We start from the raw sequence: 15,175 nt of genomic DNA, 5'->3' as shown, positions 1-15,175 counted from the left end.
ATCTTCTACTCCCGGTGCAGGATTTCCACGGTTGTCCCTGATGAATAATGTCATCCACGATTGTGGGAACCATAAGTGTCTATCGCGGATCTCACCACCAAGAGATTCGCCCAACCGAAATAGTGAAGGGATATCGACCCCCTCTTCGATCTCAAGTGAGAAATCAAGAGACATCAGGAACCCTCAATGACCGTGATCTTTCCGTTTTTTATAACATAAACACGCTTCAGCCCCTCTACAGGATTGGACTCTACAACCTTCTGAATATCCTCCGGCACTAGCGGTGAGTCGGCGAGATTGATCACGACAGTGTCCGCTTGCCTTTCAACTTTGTTCTGAATAGTCAGACGCACCGAGTACGGACTGGACGTTGTGGGAGACGCCACGTCCGCCTCGATTCCGTTGATCTTGAGATCAGGACTTACGCTCTTGCGCGTATTTGGGAGTTGCTCGACATCAAAGCCCGAATCAGCGAGCAGCTCAGCCGCTTCGTTCTGCCTTGTGATTGCACGCACTTGGTCCAGCGATGCATTCTTCGGAGGCACCTCCGGCTCGCCCTTTAACGCGCCCTTGGTCGCACCAATACTTCCGGATGCCTCGGCTGACGGCGCGACGTCCCCTGTCGACGCCAATATCTTCGACGCGTCGTCGACTGCCGACTTCGCTGCCTCCTTCTCAAGAGACACCGCAACCTTCTCTGCTGTGGCCTCGACAGCCTTACCCGCGACCTTCACGCCAGCACCAACAATCTTGCCAGCACCAACAGCATTTCCCAGGGCGGCGGTAACTTGCAATGCCGTCACCGTCTGGATCGCACCGCTTACGTCCTGCCCATAGATCAGCTGCATCCGATCTTGAAGGGACTGGTTAAAACTTACGGCAGCGCCCTCGCCCATATTCTGAGCGCCCGAAACGAATCCGTCCTTCAGTCCGTAGTAGGTATCTATCGGGTGCGCAAACACACCGCCAATTGCGGAACCCAAGCCGATCACTACGTTCTTACCCACTCCAAAGGGATCATCCTTGATTGCCCCTCCAATGGTGGAAGCGAATTTCTCCGACTCCTGAGCCATCCCGGTGGTGAGGTCGCGAGTGGCCCCTGGGCGAACATATTTCCCAATAAAGTCCAGGTCAGCGTCAGGCGCGTTTTGCGCTGGGGCAAAGAATTGCCCTCGTTCAGCAGTGAACATCGTCTGCTGCTTGCCGAGATCGTTCATAAACGTTGCATCAGTCGACGCAAGGTATGCCTGCGCTGCGGAATCGTCCCCCGAGCCAAGAACACTCTTCCAGATGAAGTCGACGTCCTTGGATGCCTGCTGACCGAGCCGTGCCGTGGCAGTTTCGACTTGCTCTTGCGACGGATCGCATCCGCCGCACTCCTGCCGCGCGAAGTCCGTCGCGTGCTGTTTGATCCACGCGGTTTCGTCGGGGTGAAGCTGGCGATTGTTCAGTTCACCGTCCAGGGCGGCAGCGGCACCACGCGAGCCGCCGATGGCGCCGCCGATGGCGGCGGCGCCGAGCTCCATATAGGTCTTCTTCTCTTCTGGCGTCGCGTCCGTCGTAGCCAAATAATCTTGCATGGCCTTCGAGGCGGCTTCGGCGCCCCCCGCTCCGAGAGCACCCTGCAGCGCATTGCCGCCTCCAAGCGACGCCATCGCCGCGCCGACGACACCGTGAAGAATTACCTTGTTTCGACTCCCGTCCGCCCACGCCGCACGCTGCTCGTCCGTCGTTGCGTTGTACTGCATGTACTCCGCAATAGCTCCGACGGTGCGCATTCCGACATAGCCAGCCTGCGTAGCCAACTCCTGCTGCTCGGACACCTTTTTGGGGTCGTAACTATTCTTCAACGCTTCGTCATCAAGCGTCGGATTTCGATCTAAGCTGCTGAGCTCCTTGCCCGGATCATTCCGAACAATGATGGTGCCCTCAGCAATGCCCGAATGAGTGTCGCTGCTGCTGTTCCCTTTGTGCGGCGTAGCCATGGATATCGCCGCGCCAATGGCTCCGGCAACATTGCTTGACATCGTGCTGCCGCCACTAAAGCTGACTTGGCTGGCGTTGTACTTCGACTCATTGTGCAGATCCTCCCAGACCAGATCGCCCGTGCTGAGCACGTTCTTGGAGGCATCGGCCGCGCTGGCGATCTGTCCACCCACTAGGTGGGTCGTGCCACCAACGTCGATCTGAAAGCCACCATCACCCGCCTTGATGCCGCTGACTTCGTTGACGCTGGTGTAGTGGCTGTCGATCTTGCTTGCAGCGTAGTAGGCGCTACCGCTGACAAACCCGCTCTGGGTGATGCCGACCATGAGCTTGCCGCCAGCCTGCATGGTCTTGCTGGCGTAGTCGTCGGTGTCCTGCTCGCTGCGGATGGTCAGGTTGTTGCCGATGTCGGCCGCTACCTGATTGCCCTTCAGCTGGGCGCCTTCAATGGTGGTGTCGTGGCCGCTGACGATCGTAAGCTTATCGTCCGCGTTGATCGTTGTTTCGGCGTGCGTGCTTCCGTTGCCGTGAGCCTTGCCACTACCGACGCTGGCGGATGCGTAGATGCCAAAGCCGTCCGAGCCGAAGCTGACGCCAATGCTACCGGCCGAGTTCTTCGAGTCGTTCTTGAGGCTGTGCTCTTCCGACTGGCTAAGGAGATTGATGTCGTTGGTCGCGGCAAGGGCAACGTTCTTGCCCGTAACCTCGCCGCCGATGATGGTCAGGTCGCCGCCCGTCGCGCCGATGGTGACGTTGCCACCGCTAGTGATGTGACCGCCATAGGACGTACTGTCATGCGTCGTGGTCTTGCTGCTCGCGCTGCTTCCACCAATCCCGACCTGGATGTTGATGCCTGCCGCTCCCGCCGCACTCTGAGCATCGGTCACACTGCCGAAGTTGCCTGTTGCTGCAAGGGCGTCATGCACCTGATAGGCGGCCTTCACGGCATAGAGCGCCTTCAAGCGGTCATCGTCGCTGCTGCTGGCCTGCCTCACTGAGTCCCGTGCGCCCATGGCGAACTCGTAGGCGGCTCCGCCCAATCCTCCGGTGATGCCCCCCTCGCTATGCTTCTGCGACTGCGTCGTATCCAGCGTGTCCAGCCCAGCGTCGATCGTGACGTTCTTGCCGACGATCGTCGTGCTGGTCTTACTGATGACGTCCGTGCCCGTCAGGTGGAGGTCACCACCCGCCGTCAACGTTACCTGTCCATCGGTGGAACCGACGACGCTTCCCGTGTGGGTCACCTGGTGCGAGCTATCCGAGCGGCTGTCCTTCGCCTGCCCGTAAAGCTCGTTCATCCCGCTCTTGGAGTAGCCCGTCTTGGTGACCGTCTTGCTATGGCTGTCGTCGTAGATGTCGACGGCCGTGGTGAGGGTCAGGTTGTTACCCGCTGCCACCACTACATCGTGTGTACCGGCGATCTTCGCGCCTTCGCCGAGCACGTCGTGGCCTGCAGCGACAGAGATCGAATCGCCACTGAGCAGGGTGCCATTGGCGACATGCTGTGCGGTGTCGTCGTTCGTCACCGTCTTCTTGCCTGCCTGGACGATGCCGCCGCCGCGGTTGAGCGTGAAGCCAGACTTCTTGACGGTCTTGTCGTGGGTCTCGTTATAGGTGTCCGTCGTCGCTAGCAGGTTCACGTCGTGGCCTGCCGCCACGGCGATGCCGCCGGTTGCCTGGACCGTCGCACCCATGGCAGTGAGGTCGTTTCCGGCCACCATGTGGATGTTGTCGCCACTGAGCGACGTGCCGACGGCCAACGTCTGCTCGCTGGTGTCGTGGGTCGTGGTCGTCTTGCTGCTGAAGAGGCCGCTTTTCTTTTTCTTGGTGTCCGTGACGACGGTATGCGTTTCGTCCTCAGCGCCAAGCGTGAGGTCGTGTCCCGCGGCCAAGGTGATGTCGCCGGTCTTGGTGGCGACGGTCGTCGCATCCAGGGTGGCGTCGTGACCGGCGGCGATCTGCACCCCCGTACCGGCGTCGATCGTCACGCCGCGAACGGTCTCATCCGTCGTCGTCTCCGTAACGCGCTTCTTCCCCTCCTTCCAGCTCGCCGTCTTCGTCGTGCTGTCGGTTACCGTGGTGAGGTCGAGATCGTTGCCGGCCTGGAGCGCCGCCGTGCCGCCTGCCTTGATCTGCGTGCCTTCGAGCAGCGCGTTGTTTCCCGCGGCCACCGCAAGGTTGCCGCCTGCGTCGAGGGTGGTCACATCGTGGGTGACCTTGGTCGACGTGCCGTTGCTGGTCGCAGTCAGCGACAGGTCGTGGCCTGCCAGCAGGGCCATGTCGCCGCCGGCTTTCAGCGTGCCGGCTTGCACGGCGAGGTCGTGCCCCGCTTGCAGCGACAACGAACCGCCTGCGTCGATGGCGCCCGCGGTCGTCTGGGTCGACCAGCGCGTGCCGCTCTGCACCGCCCCCAGGGTGAGGTCGTTGCCTGCCTGCAAGGCGGCGTTGCCGCCCGCCTTCAAGGTGGTGGCGGACAGGGTCATGTCGTTGCCGGCGACCAGCGACAGGTCCTTTCCGGCACTGAGCGTGAGCCCGTTGGCCGTGGTGCCGGTGAGCGTGTTGCTCCACGCGTACGGGTGGGTCGTGGTCACGCTCGACGCGATCGACAGATCGTGCCCCGCGGCCAGCGCCAGGCTTCCGCCCGCCGACACGCCCTGCCCGGCCAAGCTCAGGTCATGGCCCGCCGTCAGCAGCGCGTCGCCGCCTGCGGTAACCGCCGTGTGATCGAGCGAAAGGTTATGTCCTGCGCTGATCTGCAGGCCTTGCGTGGCGGTGATGCTTGCACCATCCATGCCGCGACCGATCAGTCCGCCCACGTTCTCGGAGCGAATATCGCCTCCCGCGATCACGCTGACGCCAGCACCGTCGATGCGACCGTTGAGGTTGGTTACATTCCCGGTAGCGCTGATCGCCGTGAGGCCGCCGCTGGAAATGCGACCGCTGTTGAGCAGATCCTGCGCGGTGAGCAGCGTGCTGTTTTCGCCGCGGATCAAGCCACCGTTGGACAGAGTGCCCGACGCCTCGATGCTCACGTCCTTGCCCGCGATCACCGCGCCTTGCGCCGTGAGGGCCAGGGTGCCGTTCGCCAGGTAGACCACCGGAACCAGCACCTCGTGGCCGTCCACGTTCTGCTGCACCATCCAGACCATGTCCTGGGTGAGTGCGCTGACCTGTTCCGCCGTCAGTGCCACGCCCACGCTCAGGTTCATCGCCTGCGCCACGTGCGTGGCGTTGTTCATCAGCGACTGGTATTCCTGCAACCCGCTCGAATAGTCGGAGAGATAGGTGCGGCCAGTGAGCTGCGTCACCTGCTGGGTCACCAGCTGCTGCTCATAGAAGCCGTCGCCGAGACGCATCATCGTGCGTGCCGGGTCGACGCCTAGCTTGTCCAGCAGGTAGTCGCTGCTGATGAACTGGCTGTAGTCGACGAAGCGCGAATTGGTTTCGATGAGGTAGTTGCCGCTAGGCGGATGGCCCAGCAATGCGGTGAGGTACGCATTACCCATCAGGCCGACGTTGCGCGCCGAGACACCGCCCGCCAGTGCGGAGAGCTGATCCGCGCCGACATTGCCGACGGCCGTGCGTTCGCCGGCACTGGCGGCGGTAATCTGGCCGCCTGCGGACGGCCCATCGACGGCTACGCTGTCACTGCCGCTCGCACCGCGAACACTGTAGATACCCCCCGTGGGAAGCGTCACGCCGGCCAACGGTTGTCCTGCGCCACCAAGCACCTGCGGCGCGTGGCCGGTTGCCGGATCGACTTGCGCACCGACCGGCAGACCCGCCGCACCCTGCGCGCTGCCCTTGTTCAACGATGCGAGGCCGATGGCCTGCGCATTGGGGTCCAGGCGCGTGTTACCAACCGAACGGCCATCCGGCGTGACACCGCCGTTGGAGACGTTCACACCGCTGATGGCGACACCACCGGAGCCCGTCATCACCGCGCCGAGTGCGGTGTAGTTGTCGTGCAGGTAGGTCGAGGGATCCGTGTTGGGTCGGTAGGTGTAGTACTCCTTTTCGTCTTCCGGGTCGCACAGGCTGGGATCCCATCCGCAACGAATGTGATGGGTCACGGCCACCTGTTGAATGGTGCGGCCCGCTGCGAGCGACTGGTTGGCGACGTTTTCGTTACCGAGCACCATGCCGGTCCCGCCACCGGCGCCCTGCTGGTTCACGGCGAGAAAGCCGTTGGCCGCGATGGTGGAGGTGCTGTTCGTCACCGAACCGTAGAGCGAGATGTTTCCGCCGGCCAGGATCTGCGACTGCGCGCTGGCCGCATTGACCACGGTCTCTTGGATGGTGTGGTACTCGGTGTAGGTCTCGTACTCCTGCACCTTGTTGACCGAGTGCTTATAGTCCGAAACCGGCAAGGGCTGCGAAGCGGCCGATTCCTCGGCCGTCAGCACGTGGTCGGTCGTGTTCAACACACGGCGTACGTTATTGATCTGGTTCGCAGCGAGCAGGATGCTCCCCTGCGCCTGGATCGAACCGGAGATATTGTCGATCTGACCCGCGCGTGTATCGAACAAACCCTGGCCGTTACGGCGCGCCCCCGCGACGTTGATGTTGCCGAGGCTGAAGATCTGCGCGTCGCGGTTGAGCAGGTAGCTCGTGTAGATGTCCACGCTGCCCGTCGCGGCGATCGTCCCGCTCTGATAAGCCGCGTTGCCGGTCGCCTGGCCGAAGTCGGCACCGTTGACCACGCTACCGGCCTGGATCGTGACGTTGCCGCCCATGATCGTGCCGGTGTTGTTCACCGCACCGGCCGTCATGCCGACCGTATTGCCCTGGATGCTGCCGGCGTTGGTGATCGTGCCGCCCGTGTTGAGCTGCGTATTGGCGGAGTTGAGCAGCGCACCCGCGTTGTTGGTGATGTTCGCCGCGCTGATCGTCAGCCCGTTCACGGCCTGGATGCTGCCGTTGTTGACGAACTGCCCGTCCACCGCGAGGCTGAAGCCTCCGCTGGCCTTGATGCTCGATCCTGCTGCCTGGACGTAGTCGCCCACCAGGTGCATGCCGAGCGTGTTGTTGGCGACGATGGTGCCCTGGCCGACGAGGCTGCGGATATCGAGCATGACGTTGCCGACACCACCCACACCATCGATGCCGGCCTGCACGGTGCCGCCACTGTTGTTCAGGCTCGCCAGCGTGAGGTTGAGCTGCTGCCCCGCGGTGATCTTGCCGCCCGCGTTGATTGCCGATGCGCCGGCATTGACGAAGTTGAAGGTGTTGCCGGCGTAGACCGTGCCGTTGCTGTTGTCCAACTGGCCGGTGCCGAGCGTCATGCTTCCCGCCGCCACGAGCGTGCCGCCCTGGGCATTCGAGATCGACGTACCGGAAAGGGTGACGTCGCCCTGGCCGCCGAGCGTGCCGCCACGGTTGTCGATGCCGCCACCTGAGGTGACCTGGGTCGATACGCCGCTGGCGTTCGCGATGCGCCCGCCGACGTTGGAGACGGATGCCGAGGTCAGCGTGGTGGCACCGTTCGCCTCGATGCTGCCCGCGTTGTTGTTGATGCCGTTGGTGCCGCGAAGGTCGAGCGCGCCGCGGCTCTGCAGACGACCGCCGACGTTGGCGATCGTGTTGGTTGCCTGCACACTGAGCTGGCCGGCCGTGACGGTACCGGCGTTGTTCACCTGGGCCGCCGTGAGCTTGGCCAGCGTGCCGGCCGCGATGGTGCCTGTCGCGTTGTCGAGCGTACCGTTGACGCCAAGCGTCACGGCAGCAGGTGCGGACTGGATCGTGCCGCCGGCATTGGACAGACCGGCCGCAGACAGCGTGAGGTCGCCTGCCGTGGCCTGGAGCAGGCCACCCGCGTTGTTCACTCCGTTGCCGACGGTCACGCCAAGCGCGCTGCCCGATATCGCGCCGTTCGCCGTATTGCTGAGCGATGCGGCGGCGATCGTAGTGGCGCCATGCGCGTTGATCAGACCGCCATCATTGAGCAGGTTGGTCGTCGCGGTGACGCGGGTCGCGCCATTGCCTGCGAGGGTGCCCTGGGTGTTGTCGATGTCCTGGTCGGCCTTGACGTCGAGCAGCCCCGTGCCGGCCAGTTGAATGCCGCCGCCGCGATTGACGACGCGCGTGCCATGCACGGTCAGATCGTTGCCGTTCGTGGCGATCGTGCCGCCGGTGTTGTCCAGCGTGCCGGTGGTCAGCGCCCACGCCGCGTTGCCCGTTTGCAGCAACTGGCCGTGGCCATTGTCGATCGACGCGGCGCTGAGCAGCAGTGTGTTTGCCTGCATCCGCGCAGCGCGACCATCCACACCGCGATTCAGCAGCGTTCCGGAGGCCTGCGCGGTCAACGCGCCGCCGACGGCGAGATCGCCGGCCGTATGGTCGATGTTGCCTGCGCGCGCCACGAACGTGGCATCGGTCCCGGCCCGCTGCGTGCCATACGACAGGTCGAGCGCATTCGCCCTCGTGTCGAGCATGTGGCCGGCAAGCAGGCTGCCGTGCGCGGTCAACGCGCCATCGGCGGACACGCGAAGGTCGCCGACGCTGTCGAGCGTACCGTCGGCCTTCACGCCTGCCGCCAGTACACCGGAGGCGTCGACCGTGCCGCCATGCACGGTGAGATCGCCCGACGACAATGTCTTGCCGCCGTTGCTCACAGCGGCGCCATCGAGCGTGATCGTGTTCGCGGACAGTGTGCCGTTCTGCGTCAGCGTGGCGCCGCTGGTGAGGGATGCCGTGAGCGCGCTGATGTCGCCCTGCGCATTGAGGTCACCGTCGGCATGCAAGCCCAGCGCGTTGGCGGACAACTGGCCGCTCTGGCGGATCGCGCCTGAGGCCGATCCATTCAATGCCGCTGCCGACACGACCGTGCCGCCCAGCACGAGATCGCCCCGGCGCGCCTGAAGATCCAGGTCGCCCTGCTGCGTGCCGAGCGTGCCGGTGCTGGATACGCTGCCGCCCTTCACGTCGAGCGATTTCGCGGCGACGATCTTGCCGGCGTTGTTCACCGCACCGACCACGTCGATGGCGATATCGTCCGCGCCCGTGAGTTCGGCCGAGGCGCCCTGCGTGAGGCCGTTCGCTCCGAGAGTGATCTTGCGGCCCGCGTAAGCGGTGCCTTGGTTGTCCAGCGCATCGGTGGCGTGGAGGTCGAGCGTGCCGTCGGTCGACAGTGCACCGGTGTTGCTAATGTTCGCCGCCGTTACCGCCAGCGAGGTCGAGGCCAGCAGTTTGCCGGCGTTGTTCACCGCACCGGTCGTGGCGATGCCCAGCGCACCGCCGGCCTGCGTGGTTCCGGACAGGCTGACGTCGTCCTGCGCGGCCACCGAGACGTCATGTGCGCTCGCCAGCGTGCCCTTGCTGTCGATACTGCCGGCCGTGACGGCCAGATTGCCGTTCGTCTGCAAGGCGCCGTTCGTGGCCTGCGTCAACGCGCCCGCATCGACGGTAAGGCCCTGCTCCGACGCCAGGCTGCCGCGATTATCGAGATTGCCCGTCGACTGCAGGCTCAACGTGCCGGACGTGTAGACGCTGCCGGTGTTGTGAAGGTCGCGCCCCGCGTTCAACCCCACCGCGCCGTTGGCCGACACGTCGCCGGCCAGGGTCATGTCCGTGGCGGCGGTCAGTGTCGCGGCGGCAGTACTCAGCGCACCCGACTGAGCAAACGCAGCTGCGGATGTCGCATCCAGTCGACCTGCCGAGACCGTGGTACCCACCAGCGAGAGATCGCCCAGTGTCGTCGCGATCGACACGTCGCCGGCCGTGCTGCCCAGCTGCGCCGTGCTGCTCAGGCTACCCGCATTGATCGCGAGACCGTTGCCACCGATGATGGCGCCTGCGCTGTCGAGCGCACCCGACACATCCAGCGATACATGATCGGCCGCATGAACCTGTCCGTCGCTCGTCTGAGTAAAGCTGGCGGCGTTCAATGCGAGCAGATTGCCCGCATAGAGCACACCCGCATTGACGACGTCCTGCGATGCGGTGAGCGTGAGGTTGCGCCCCGCGCTGACCGCGGCCTCCTTGGCGCCATCGAAGTGCGCCGTACCCAGCGTGACATCGCGTGCCGCAACCACGGTCGCGGCCTGCGTCATCGTGCCGCTCGCCTGGACATGCACATCGCGCGCTGCCTGCAGGCGACCTGCCAGCGACGCGGCGTCGACGGTCAACAGCAGATCGTTGCCGGCGTCGAGCGTACCGTGCGTGACGATGCTCGCCGCCTTCAGTGCAAGGTCGCCACCGGCGTGCGTCGTACCGGACTGGTCGATGCTGGCCGCATGAACCGTCAGCGCACCATCGGCATAGGCATCGCCACCGAGGGCGATGCTCTGCGCAGCGTCGAGTACGGCGTCGCCGGTGGCATGGATCGCGCCAGCGAGCGTCATCGATTGTGCAGCCAGATCCAACGACGTGCCCGTGAGCGTACCGTCGAGAAGTACGTTGCCCGCTGCATGAGCGGAGAACGCGCTTGCAGCTGACGCCACGCCGCCAAGGTGAAGATCACCGCGCGTCGTCAGCGCCGCGCTGCCCATGCTGCTGCCCACCGAGCCGGTGGAATCGATACTCTGCGCATCGACGGCCAGCGACTGCACACCCACCACACTGCCGGCATTGCGGAGCGCGTCCTGAAGTGTCAGCGTCGCGGTATCCACGGCACTGACCGCCCCAGCAGTGCCGACGGTCAGTGCATGGGCGCTGATGTCGAGTCCGTGACCCGCGTACAGCTGACCGGCGTTGTCGACGTCGCCCTGAACATCGAGGGCGAGGTCATGTGTCGCCGAGATCGCACCGCTGTTCGTCAGCGAGCCTGCCTGTACGGTAACGTCACGCCCCGCAACGACGGCTGCCGCGTTATCTACGCCACCCGCCACGGTCAACGCCACATCGCGACCGCCCTGCACGTTGCCAGCAAGACGCATCGTCTGCGCGTCGAGGGTGACGTCGCGGGTCGCGTCGATCTGCTTGGAGCTGTCGATCGACGCGGCGTGGAGCGCGAGTTCCGTGCCTGCGTGAAGCGTGCCGCTGTTGGTCAGCGTGCCGTCCGCACCGAGCGTGAGCTGCCCGTCGGCATACAACGAACCCGTGTTGGATAGGTCGTGCGAGGCATGCAGTCGTGCATCGCCGCGCGCATATGTTTCGCCGTTGTTTGCGAGCGAACCGACCTCGGCGTCGAGGTTCGCGGTCGTGAGCTGGCCCTGCTGCGTGACGGTGCCCGGCGCCCGCAGGCTCAAGCTGCCGTCGACTACCGTCGTGCCGGTGAGGGTGATATCCGAGCCGCTAACGAGCGCCGCATCGCCCTGCTGCGTGCCCAACTCGCCATCGCTGGCGATGGAGCGCGCGTTCACCGCAAGCCCACCGCCACCGACGAGCGTGCCGCTATTGACCAGGTTCCCGGCCAACGTCACCTGCGCACTGGCGACGCCATGGAGCTGAGCCGCTGCCGCTTGTGTGAGCGACGCTGCATTGACCACCACGCCACCGGCGGCGTAGAGCGTGCCCTGGTTGAAGGCGTCGCCTGCCGCGTTCACCACCAGATCGCTGCCCGAGGACACGATGCCCGAAGCGAGGTTGCTGACCCGGGCGGCCTGCAGATCGAGGCGACCGCCCGAGACGATCGTCGCGCCGTTGTTCAATTGGTTCGTCGCGCGTACGGCGACGCTGCCGGCGCCCTGTACCGCACCCGCCAAGTTGGCATCGCTACGGCTGGACAGCGTCAATGCACCGCCTGCATCCACGATGCCGTTCGTGGCGACGCCACCCGCGTCAATCGCCAACGCGCCGCCAGCATGCAGCGTGCTCGCCGCCGTGGCATCGAAGAGACCGTTGGCGAGAATCGAGCCGCCGCCAAGCCCGTAGATCGTGCCTTCGTTGTGCAGCGCATTCGCACGCAGGTCGAACGCCTGATCGGAGTAGATGAGTCCTGCATTGCGCACGGCGCCTGCGGCATAGACCGCAAGATTCCCTCCCGCACTAAACCGGCCGGACGAGACCACGTCGCCCGCGGCATTCACCGTGAGCGAACCGCCCGCAATCACGCGGCCGGGAACGGTGAGTGTGCTGCCGCTGGTCAGGGACGCCGCGCCATTCTGCGTGCCGAACGTGCCGTCGACGGTCACCGGACCGCTGGCATCGAGCGAGGCATTGCCGAGCGCCACGGTCGTGCCGCCCAAACGCACTTCACCGGCGTTGCTCAGCGTCAGGTCACCGGCCTGCGCAGCGATCGCGCCGCTGCTGACCACGCCGACACCTGCTTCCGTGCCGACAAGACGGATCTTCTCCGCGTACATACCACCGAGTGCGGCCACGTCGATCGCGACCGCCGGGTGGGCAGCGTCCGTAGCGTTCACGCGCACACCGGCATCGGCGTAATTGACGTCATTGCTACCCGCGACGACGGACAGATCCTTCGCCCACAGCTGACCGTTCAACTGCACGGCGCGCGCGATCAGATCGGTGCGATCCGCGACTGAACCGTCGAGGCCGCCGCTGCCGATGGCGATGCTGCCGCCGGTAACGTGGAAGGCGTCCAGGCTGCCGCTGCCACCAAAGACGGGCGTGCCCGTTGTCAGCGTGAAGCGCTGGCTGTTGATGACGCCGCAACCGTCGCAGGTGATGCCATAGGGGTTGGCGATCACGACCGGCGCAGCCTTGCCGCCCACCTCGATGTAGCCGCGCAGGCTGCTCGGCAACGCAGACGTCACCTCGTTGAGGATCAGCGACGCTTCGCCACCCTTGAGGTTGTCGTTGCCGGCGACATAGCCGCCGAGCTGGGTACGCACGATGTTGGCGCTGTTGTTGAGGATCACGCCGCGCTGGTCGACGTCGAAGCGCTGGTATTTGTTGTGCGATACGCCCTCCGCGTTCGGCGCGACGATATCGACCACCGGCACGCCATTGGCCGCCGAATCCATCGTCGGGCGATGCGCTCCCGCCGCCGCGTCCGGCACCTGCTGTGCCCACGACACCACGGGAATGCCCAGCGTCGCGAGCGCGACCGCAAGGGCCAGCGAGCGCACTGTCGAGATCGCTACCGCACCGTACCGGTGGCCCATCGTTGCCTTGATCGTCATGACCTTGTCCCTTTGTCGGGCACCGCGCCGGTACCCCTGCCCGTATTCAGTACTGGTAGATCAACTGGAAGCCCGTGGTCGGGTGTGCGGTGTCGAAGCCGCGCGGCGCATGGATCCGCCGCCCCGCAAAGAGATCCCAGCTCAAGCCGCTGTAGCTGCCACGCAAGCCGATGACGCCGCCGGTCAACTGGCGATGCCCTGCCTGCGTGGATGGTCCGGAGACGCGACCGACGTCCACGCCGAGGTAAGGCGCCAACACGCCCAGCGGCAACGTGAGCGTGTTGCGCAGGTAGGCGCCGCGTTCGCCAGCGAGCGTCTGCTCGCCGTCATAGCCGCGCACCGAGTAGCGCCCGCCGATCGTGATGAGTTCGGCGGCGGGAAGATGGTCGGTGGAGCGCTGCACGCGCAGGCTGCTGTCCCAGATCGCCTGGTGCGTACCCAGCTTCAAAGGCTGGCTCAGCGACAGATCGAGCGTGGTCAGCCCGTAGCGATTGGTCGGAAATCCAATGGATGGGTCGTAACCGTTCCACTGGCTGCCGAACCATGGCGTGCCGCGCTGGTAGCCCAGGCGCGCGTCGAGCTGCGCCTGACCGATGTAGTGGCGATGCACCAGGGCCAGCTCCGCACTGGCGACACGTTGGCGCTGGATGCCGACTTCCACGCCCTGGATGTAGCTGTGCGCGCTGCGTCCGGCCAGCCGCATTTCCAGCGAAGTCTTGCTCGACGTGCCGCGGGTCAACAGACGCTGCACGGTGATGTCGCTCGACGTGGACGTGCCGGTGGAACGGAATCGACTCTGGAAACCTTCGATCCACTGCCGGTAGCGGTAGGTGGAGATCGACCCGCTGAAGGTCCACCAGCCCCAGGGGATGCTGTATGTCGCGTTCTCGCTGAACGTGCTGCCACCGTCAGCGTGCGTGAACAAGGCGTGGCCCGCGCCGATCGAGAACAGGTCGTTGAGCCCGAGCGGGTTGTCGTACGAGACGTTGAGGTTGCCCTGGTTGCGCCCCGTCCCCTTGAGGCCAGCGTCGCTCGTATCCACCACCACGTGCCAACGACGCGTGGTGTGAACGGTCAGCACCACATCGGACTCGCCCACTTTCTCGGCGGGCGCGATGTCCATCGTCACGTCTTGCGACGGCACGCGCTTGAGCTGCTCGAGCCCCTGCTCGATCGCATGGAGATTGAGCAGATCGCCTTCGCGGATCGGGAAGGCCGTACGCCAGTCGAGTTCCGGCGAGCCGGCGGCGAAGCGGATACGGCGCAGGATGCCGGGCACCAGCAGCATGCGCAGTTGACCGTTGGAAATGTCCTGCGCCGGCACGCCCACGCGGGTGGTGACGAAGCCGCGCGCGATCACCAGGTTGGACAGACGGCGCTGCAAGGCTTCCAGCCCGTTCCGGCCCACGCACTGGCCGACGAAGCGATCGAGATAGCGCTGCGCCCAGGCGAAATCCGCCACGCGGGCGCCTTCGAGGCGAAGGCTCTGCAGCGGAAAGCAAGGGGTGTCCTTCGGCAACGGCGCATCGAGCCGCTCGGCCGGTGCGGGTTGTCCGGGCTGGAAGGGCGCGTCACGGCGCGCCTCCTCCTTCTCATCAAGCTGCTGAGCGCGACGCAACTGTTCCTGCTTGTCGAGCGTGCTCTGCTGCGCCATCGCCGCGCCGCCGACACCTAATGCAAGCAGCGACGCGAGCGCGCAGACCGTTGTGCGCCAACGGCTCTCCCCTGTAACCCTCATTAGTCCTGGTACTCCTAACCGTCCTGGTTCAAGGGCGCGCGGGAACACTCTCGGGTGCCGCGGCCCGGCTCTTCAAGTGCCCCTAATCGGCAGGTGACGCGGAAACTTTAGGTTCTTCGCGGACATTCGGGCAGTCCGCGCTGGTCTTGCCTCGCGGTAGTCCTATGAGGGTCTGCTTCGTAGGTCTCGGTAGTCGCCATGGCGGCGATAAGCCAACATGCCTGCCGCATGTGGGAGCCGCTATAGCGGCGAGAAGCCAACGAAGCGACGAAGCCATGAGGCAGGTTCCCATCGCCAGCAGGCTGGCTCCCACCGGCAGCTTCCGAAAGGCTATGAAGATAGGTGGGAGCCACTCTAGTGGCGATATGCCAACGAAGCGGTGTAGCCATGAGGCAAGTTCCCATCGCCAGCAGGCTGACTCCCA

2 protein-coding genes are annotated in these 15,175 nt (G+C 64.9%); both read right to left on the bottom strand.

Translation table 11 applies throughout. The features are described from left to right. Window positions 1-173: 173 nt before the first annotated feature. Window positions 174-13,013, bottom strand: coding sequence for a hemagglutinin repeat-containing protein (locus IM816_RS05110; RefSeq protein WP_250340030.1), 12,840 nt, complete (start codon window positions 13,011-13,013; stop codon window positions 174-176). Window positions 13,014-13,059: 46 nt separating this feature from the next. After that, a complete protein-coding gene (locus tag IM816_RS05105; protein ID WP_250340029.1) occupies window positions 13,060-14,667 on the bottom strand; it encodes a ShlB/FhaC/HecB family hemolysin secretion/activation protein in 1,608 nt (535 codons plus the stop codon). Window positions 14,668-15,175: the final 508 nt, after the last annotated feature.

It is taken from the genome of Luteibacter flocculans (genome assembly GCF_023612255.1).
In the GTDB taxonomy this organism is placed as follows: Bacteria; Pseudomonadota; Gammaproteobacteria; order Xanthomonadales; family Rhodanobacteraceae; genus Luteibacter; species Luteibacter flocculans.
This window is presented reverse-complemented; position numbering and strand designations above follow the sequence as displayed.

Coding starts and splice junctions, on each gene's coding strand:
- IM816_RS05110 (WP_250340030.1), bottom strand. CDS start 13,013: ATGACGATCAAGGCAACGATGGGCCACCGGTACGGTGCGGTAGCGATC.
- IM816_RS05105 (WP_250340029.1), bottom strand. CDS start 14,667: ATGGCGCAGCAGAGCACGCTCGACAAGCAGGAACAGTTGCGTCGCGCT.